Annotated in this window: 6 protein-coding genes and 1 pseudogene; 3 read left to right on the forward strand and 4 right to left on the reverse strand. The window is 65.1% G+C overall.

From position 1 onward, the window contains the following. Nucleotides 1-678, reverse strand: a 678-nt coding sequence (locus tag EOA23_RS29395; RefSeq protein ID WP_281058772.1) for an NAD(P)-dependent oxidoreductase, incomplete at its 3' end; no start/stop codon positions are given. Between the two features lie 418 nt (nucleotides 679-1,096). Between EOA23_RS29395 and EOA23_RS29400 the strand changes: the two genes are divergently transcribed. Together EOA23_RS29400 and ybaL are read left to right on the forward strand one after the other, a co-directional pair. After that, on the forward strand, nucleotides 1,097-1,537 hold the full coding sequence (locus EOA23_RS29400) for a host attachment family protein (RefSeq protein ID WP_127306715.1): 441 nt from the start codon (nucleotides 1,097-1,099) through the stop codon (nucleotides 1,535-1,537). A 214-nt stretch (nucleotides 1,538-1,751) separates the two neighbouring features. Beyond that, on the forward strand, nucleotides 1,752-3,551 hold the full coding sequence (gene ybaL, locus EOA23_RS29405) for a YbaL family putative K(+) efflux transporter (RefSeq protein WP_127306716.1): 1,800 nt from the start codon (nucleotides 1,752-1,754) through the stop codon (nucleotides 3,549-3,551). Between the two features lie 6 nt (nucleotides 3,552-3,557). Here ybaL and EOA23_RS29410 read toward each other — a convergent pair whose 3' ends face one another. Continuing rightward, a complete protein-coding gene (locus tag EOA23_RS29410) occupies nucleotides 3,558-4,364 on the reverse strand; it encodes a helix-turn-helix transcriptional regulator (RefSeq protein ID WP_127306717.1) in 807 nt (268 codons plus the stop codon). Between the two features lie 123 nt (nucleotides 4,365-4,487). On the opposite strand from EOA23_RS29410, the gene EOA23_RS29415 reads away from it, so the two are divergent. Beyond that, a complete protein-coding gene (locus tag EOA23_RS29415) occupies nucleotides 4,488-5,405 on the forward strand; it encodes a zinc-binding dehydrogenase (RefSeq protein ID WP_127306718.1) in 918 nt (305 codons plus the stop codon). Between the two features lie 11 nt (nucleotides 5,406-5,416). Here the strand turns inward: EOA23_RS29415 and EOA23_RS29420 are convergent, their stop codons facing one another. Together EOA23_RS29420 and EOA23_RS36655 are read right to left on the reverse strand one after the other, a co-directional pair. Then, nucleotides 5,417-6,166, reverse strand: a complete 750-nt coding sequence (locus EOA23_RS29420) for an SDR family oxidoreductase (RefSeq protein WP_127306719.1) — start codon at nucleotides 6,164-6,166, stop codon at nucleotides 5,417-5,419. 151 nt (nucleotides 6,167-6,317) lie between these two features. Further along, a pseudogene (locus EOA23_RS36655) lies at nucleotides 6,318-6,616 on the reverse strand (penicillin-binding protein); the annotation flags it as partial.

The raw sequence follows: 6,616 nt of genomic DNA on the forward strand, positions 1-6,616 counted from the left end.
GACCAGCGCGATATGGCCCCGGGCCGGCGCATCCGCGCTCAGGAGTTCGAGCGCCGCGCCATGCGCCTGGGCGTGGTCACCGGCCTCGATGGCCTTGGCCGGCGCGCCGGCAAAGAAATCGCTCCAGAAGCGGCGACGGCGGTTGCCCTTCGGCAGTTTCTCCGCGGCGGCGCGGAACGACGCGGCAAGCGCCGCCAGCCGGCCGAGCGAAGGCGACAGCATGCGGTCGATGCGGACGCGCAGCATCTGCGCCAGAACCGGTCCGGCGCCCTCGGTGCCGATGGCGATCGCAACCGGCGCGCGGTTGACCAGCGCCGGGGTGAAGAAATCGCACACGTCCGGCTGGTCTACCGCATTGACCGGAATGCCCAACCGGCGCGCGTCCTCGGCGACCCGGCGGTCGAGCGCCTTGTCGCCACTGGCTGCGAACACCAGGGCGACATCCTGGAGATGCGCGACCTCATAGGCGGCATCGACGTGAACGGCACCGGACACGGCGATGAAGGCGAGCAGGTCGGGATCGGCGTCGTCGGCAATGATGCGCAGCGCCGCGCTCGACTGGGCGAGCAGCCGGGCTTTGGCAAGCGCCTCCTCGCGATTGCCGACGATGGCCACGGCTTCGCCGTCGATCCGCATGAAGACCGGGAAGGCATTGAGCTTGGCGTTGATTGGCGACATGGCGACGAGCGATAGTGAAACAGTTTGGCAGTTTTACGCGGGCTGGCCAAAAACCAGAAGGCAATCACTCGCGCGTCGCCGAACGGCAGGCAATCGCTTTTTCGCAGCCGCGAAGAGCAAGAGAAAAAAATTCTACTTTGAGAATGAGAGAGCCCGAACGGCGTGAGAAACCACGCTGATCTTTCGTGACTTTTAGCACCGGCTCGGGAAAGCGGCAAAACAGTTTTTTCTAAATTCTACTAACTTAGTAGATTAAAGCCGACCCTTGTCGCTGGACGGCCAGCCTCACCTGGCGGGAGCAGTTGAGAGCGCCGCCGGCAGGTCGGAACAATCCGGCTTCGCGGCTCGTTTGGCTAGCAATCCGTTCTGTCGATCCTGGGCTCCACCGGTCGGCAACCGCAAGCAAAGGAGGAACACCATGAACATCAAGCTGAAGCACGGATTGTGGGTCGTCGTGGCCGATGGCGAAAAGGCGCTTTTCCTGCGCAACCAGGGCGACAACAAGTTCCCCAACCTGGAGGTGGTGCAGGAGATGGAGCAGGAGAACCCCGCGACGCGCGAGCAAGGCACCGACAAGCCGGGCCGCCAGAGCAACGAAGGCCCCCGCAGCGCCGTCGAGGAAACCGATTGGCACCGTCTCGGCAAGGAACGTTTCGCTGTCGAGATCGCTGACCGGCTCTACAAGCTCGCGCATCGCGGCGCGTTCGACGCGGTCGTGCTGATCGCGCCGCCGCAGGTGCTTGGCGAGATGCGCCAGAAACTGCACAAGGAAGTGAGCGAGAAGGTGCAGGCCGAAATTCCCAAGACGCTCACCAACCACACGATTCCCGATATCGAGACCCTTTTGCAAGCGGCATAAGCGGCCGAAGCAAAGCAGCTTCGGGACCAAATGCGTTCCGCGATCGTCTCTTTGTCGGCGCGGCGCCGATTTTCCGGTCCGCGCCTGCTTCAGCGTCGATTTCTGCGCGGCGGCGGTTGCATGATCGCCGCTGCGTCCACCATATTGCCGAAGGCGACGGCCTCGGCGGGCGCCCATCCGAAATCGTGAATTTTCGAAAGGCGCGCAAAAGACAATGCCGCATGACACGCCCCTTATCGCCACCATCGTCGCCGGTCTGGGGCTGGCATTCGTCTTCGGGGCTTTAGCCTACCGTTTCCGCATCCCGCCGCTTGTCGGTTATCTTGTCGCCGGCGTCCTTGTCGGGCCGAACACGCCCGGCTTCGTCGCCGACGCAAGCCTTGCCAACGAGCTCGCGGAAATCGGCGTCATCCTTTTGATGTTCGGCGTCGGCCTGCATTTTTCGCTGAAGGACCTTCTGTCCGTCCGCGCCATCGCCGTGCCGGGCGCGATCGTGCAGATCGGTTTTGCAACCCTGCTTGGCGTCGGGCTTGCCTGGTTGCTCGGCTGGCCGCTGGGCGCCGGCCTGGTCTTCGGACTGGCGCTTTCGGTCGCCTCGACTGTGGTGCTCTTGCGCGCCTTACAGGAACGGCGATTGATCGGGACCGAACGCGGCCGCATCGCGGTCGGCTGGCTGATCGTCGAGGATCTCGCCATGGTGCTGGCGCTGGTGCTGTTGCCCGCGCTAGCCGGGGTGCTCGGCGGCCAGCCGCAGGTCGATGATCATACGAGCCTGCTCTCGCTGCCCGCCAGCTACGGCATATGGGGCGTTGTCGGCATCACGCTCGCCAAGGTCGCCGCCTTCGTCGTCGTCATGCTGGTGGTCGGCCGCAGGGTGATCCCCTGGATCCTGCATTATGTCGCCCACACTGGCTCGCGCGAATTGTTCCGGCTTTCGGTGCTGGCTATCGCGCTCGGCGTCGCCTTCGGTGCGGCGAAGCTGTTCGGCGTCTCGCTGGCGCTCGGCGCTTTCTTCGCCGGCATGATCATGAGCGAGTCCGAGCTCAGTCATCGCGCGGCGGAAGAATCATTGCCGCTGCGCGATGCCTTCTCGGTGCTGTTCTTCGTCTCGGTCGGCATGCTGTTCGACCCGCTCAGCCTGATCAGCAACGGCCTGCCGATCCTCGCCACCTTGGCCATCATCGTCGTCGGCAAGTCGATTGCCGCTTTCGTCATCGTCATCGCCTTCCGCTATCCGATCGCCACCGCGCTGATGATTTCGGCGAGCCTTGCCCAGATCGGCGAATTCTCCTTCATCCTGGCCGAGCTCGGCGTCGGCCTGAAACTGCTGCCCGAACAGGGCCGCGACCTGATCCTGGCCGGCGCGATCCTCTCGATCCTGCTCAATCCGCTGATGTTCCTGGTCGTCGACTGGATGAAGCCGTGGCTGGAAAAGCGCGCCGGCAAGGCCGCACCGGTCGAAGAGCAACGGCCGATCGGCCCGGCCACCGAGCTCGGCCAGGTCGCGTCGGTGTCAGCGGCCCCAGGCAAGGAAGACGGCCCGCCGCCCAAAACCGCGCTTGCCGGCCATTCCATTCTGATCGGTTACGGCCGCGTCGGCAGCCTCGTCGGCGTAGCGCTGAAGGAAGCCGCCCTGCCCTTCCTGGTGATCGAGGATGCCGACAAGACGCTGGCCAAGCTGCGTGACGACGGCATCGAGACGGTGGCCGGCAATGCCGCCAATGCGGATGTCTTCGCGGCCGCCAATCCGGAAGGCGCGAAGCGGCTGATCCTCGCCATCCCCAATGCCTTCGAGTCCGGCCAGATCGTGCTTCGAGCCCGCGCCGCCAATCCTGCGATCAATATCATCGCCCGCGCGCACTCCGACGCCGAGGTCGAGCATCTGAAAGGCCTCGGCGCCGACACCGTGATCATGGGCGAGCGCGAGATCGCCCGCGGCATCGTCGAGGTGGTGACCGGCAAGACGATGGATTCGGTCGAGCCCGCCATGGTGATCAATCCGCAACCCGGTTGATGGGCGTCAAATTGTGAACGCGGAGCCGCCATTCTGCGCGATATCGCTGAGATATTTCGCCGGCGGCTTGCCCAGCGCCTTCTTGAACATGGTGATGAAGGCGGTCACGGATTCATAGCCGAGATCGCCCGACACCTGTTGGACGCTGGCGCCGGATGACAGTTCCCTGAGCGCCACAATCAGCTGCAGCTGCTGGCGCCAGCGGCCGAAGCTCAGGCCAGTCTCCTTGACGACGAGGCGCGCCAGGCTGCTTTCGCTGAGCGCCAGGCGGCCGGCCCATTGCGCCAGCGTGCTGCGGTCGGCGGGATCGTCCGCCAACGCTTCGGCGATCCGGCGCAGCCGCGGCTCGGCCGAGATCGGCAAATGCAATTGCTGCACCGGCATGAGTGGCAATTCGGCGAGCAGGACGTTTCCGAGGAAATTACAGCGGGGATCGTCCGGCGCGCAGTCCGACAGCGCGATGATCAGCTCCCGCAGCAGCGGCGAGATCGAAAGCGTGCAGCACCGATCCGGCAGGTCGGCGGCGCCCGGCTCGATATAGACGAAGAAAATCCGCGCATTCGCCGTCGCGATGTTGCTGTGTTCCATGCGGCTCGGCACCCACACGCCGCAATGCGGCGGCACCATCCAGAGCCCGGTCGGAACCCGGCAGGTGACGGCGCCGCCGAGCGCGAAGACGAGCTGCCCTTTGCGGTGCCAATGCTCGCGCACCTCGGCCCGCGTCTCGGTGACATCGACGCCGACGGCGATCGCCGGCGCGGCCACGTCGTCGACGTCGAAATCCAGCCAAGGCCAGCGTAGCGGCTGTCTCATGTCTGACTGACTTTAGCGATCATTTGGCTTTATCACTAAATTCTTCAAGCGAGAAAGTCGATAGGCTCATGCCGTTATCGTCGCAGTCGATCGCGGCCTAAGCGTCAATTTCGAAGGTGCGCCATGCTCGCTCTCACTATTTCTTCTAATAGCCCCAACCGGCTGAAACTCACCGAGGCCGACGAACCAAGCTGCAATGCAAATGAAGCATTGGTGGCAGTTCATTCGACATCATTGAATCGTGGCGAGCTGCGCCTGCTGGCCATCCGCCCTGATGGCTGGATACCCGGCCAGGACATCGTCGGCATCGTAGAACGCGCGGCGGCCGATGGCTCAGGCCCGGCAGCGGGCACGCGCGTCGCGGCCTTGGTCGACCAGGCCGGCTGGGCCGAACATGTCGCCGTTCCGACCGACCGCCTTGCCCTCGTACCCGAGGGCGTCAGCGTCGCCCACGCCGCCACGCTGCCGGTGGCGGGCACGACGGCGCTGAGGACCTTGCGCCATGGCGGAAACCTGGCAGGTCAGCGGGTCCTGATCACCGGCGCGAGCGGCGCGGTCGGCCGTTTCCAGATCCAGATCGCCCGCGAGCAAGGCGCTTCGGTGACGGCGATCGCCTCGGCCCCTCATCACGATGATCTTCGCAATCTGGGCGCCGGGCAGATCGTCGAGTCGATTGACCTAGCCGAGGGACCGTTTTCGCTAATCACCGAGTCGGTCGGCGGCAAAAGCCTGGCCGCCGCAATAGAGCGCGTCGCCCCCGGCGGAACGATCGTCATGTTCGGCTCGAGCAGCGGCGAGCTCACGCCCGTAGGGTTTCGCCAGTTCGTTCCTGGCCACGAGGGCGCCAAGCTGCAGACCTTCGCCTATTACACGTCCGGTTCGGCCATCGGCACTGACATCGCCTGGCTGCTTGACCTAGTCGCGGCCGGCAGGCTGGAAACCCGCGTGGCCATGACCGTGCCGTGGACGGACATCGGCCAAGCCCTGGATGCGCTCAGACAGCGCAGCTTCAGCGGCAAGGCCGTCCTCACTGTGGCTTGAAATCAGCCAGGTCAGACGTGCTGGCCGCCATTGATGTGGATCTCCGAGCCGGTCACGTAGGACGACTGGCCGGAGCACAGGAAATAGATGATATCGGCCACTTCCGAGGTGGCGCCCAGCCGTCTCAGCGGAATCGTCTCGACGATTTTGTCGGTGCCGGGCGACAGGATCGCGGTGTCGATCTCGCCCGGCGCGATCGCGTTCACGCGGATGCCGTGCGGGCCGAAGTCATGCGCCATCTCGCGCGTCAGCGAACCGAGCGCCGCCTTGGACGTGGCATAGGCTGTGCCGGCGAACGGATGCACGCGGGTACCGGCAATAGAGGTGACGTTGACGATCGAGCCCTTGGCGGCGGCGAGTTCCTTGAACAGGCCCCTGGCCAGCATGATCGGCGCGAAGAAATTGACCTGGAAGACGTCGCGCCAGACATGCATCGGCGTCTCGATCGAATTCATCCGGCTGCCGTCCTTCAGCTTCGGCGAGATGCCGGCATTGTTGACCAGCGCGTGCAGCTGGCCGCCATGCGCCTCCAGCCGGTGGCGGATCTCCGAAATGGCGATGCCGACGTCCTCCTGGTCGGCGAGATCGACCTTGATGTGATCCTCGGGGCCGGCCGGCCACGGGCAATCCTCGGCGAAGGCCTGGCGCGAGCAGGTGATGACGCGCCAGCCCTCGCGCGAAAAACGCTTCACCGTCGCATGGCCGATGCCCCGGCTGGCGCCGGTGAGCACGATGGTTTTTCTGCTGTCGGTTTCGGCCATGAACTTTGTCTCCGGCCGGACATGTAGCCGAAGGCGGCAGCCATTGCGAGAGGGCGAGTTGCCGCCACAGCGATGATCCCGGAAAGTGGTTTCCGCTTTTCGGATCGCGACGGGATAAAAGCTGGAGCCGTTCCCATCTGGCGAACGCGCCTCAACCTCCGCCCAGTATGTCCAGGATCGAGGTCTGTCGACTTTTCTTCGGTCCGCCGACATCGCCGGGTGGCACCGGATGCTTGATCGAGGCGGTCGATCCGCTGTCGCTGGGCATGTCGAAGCCCTCGGCATCGACCGTCTGGGCTGGACGCTGCTGCCGCGCGGGCGCCTGGGCAACCGGTTGCGATGGGGCGGCGGGCTGCGACTGGCCCACGGCCGCGGGCGGCGCGGGCGGCGGCTGCGAGGCATCGGCCGACGGGATCTCGTCCGGCACGATCGTGTCGGACGGCGTCGACT

The sequence above is a fragment of the Mesorhizobium sp. M2A.F.Ca.ET.042.01.1.1 genome, assembly GCF_003997405.1.
Classification (GTDB): domain Bacteria; phylum Pseudomonadota; class Alphaproteobacteria; order Rhizobiales; family Rhizobiaceae; genus Mesorhizobium.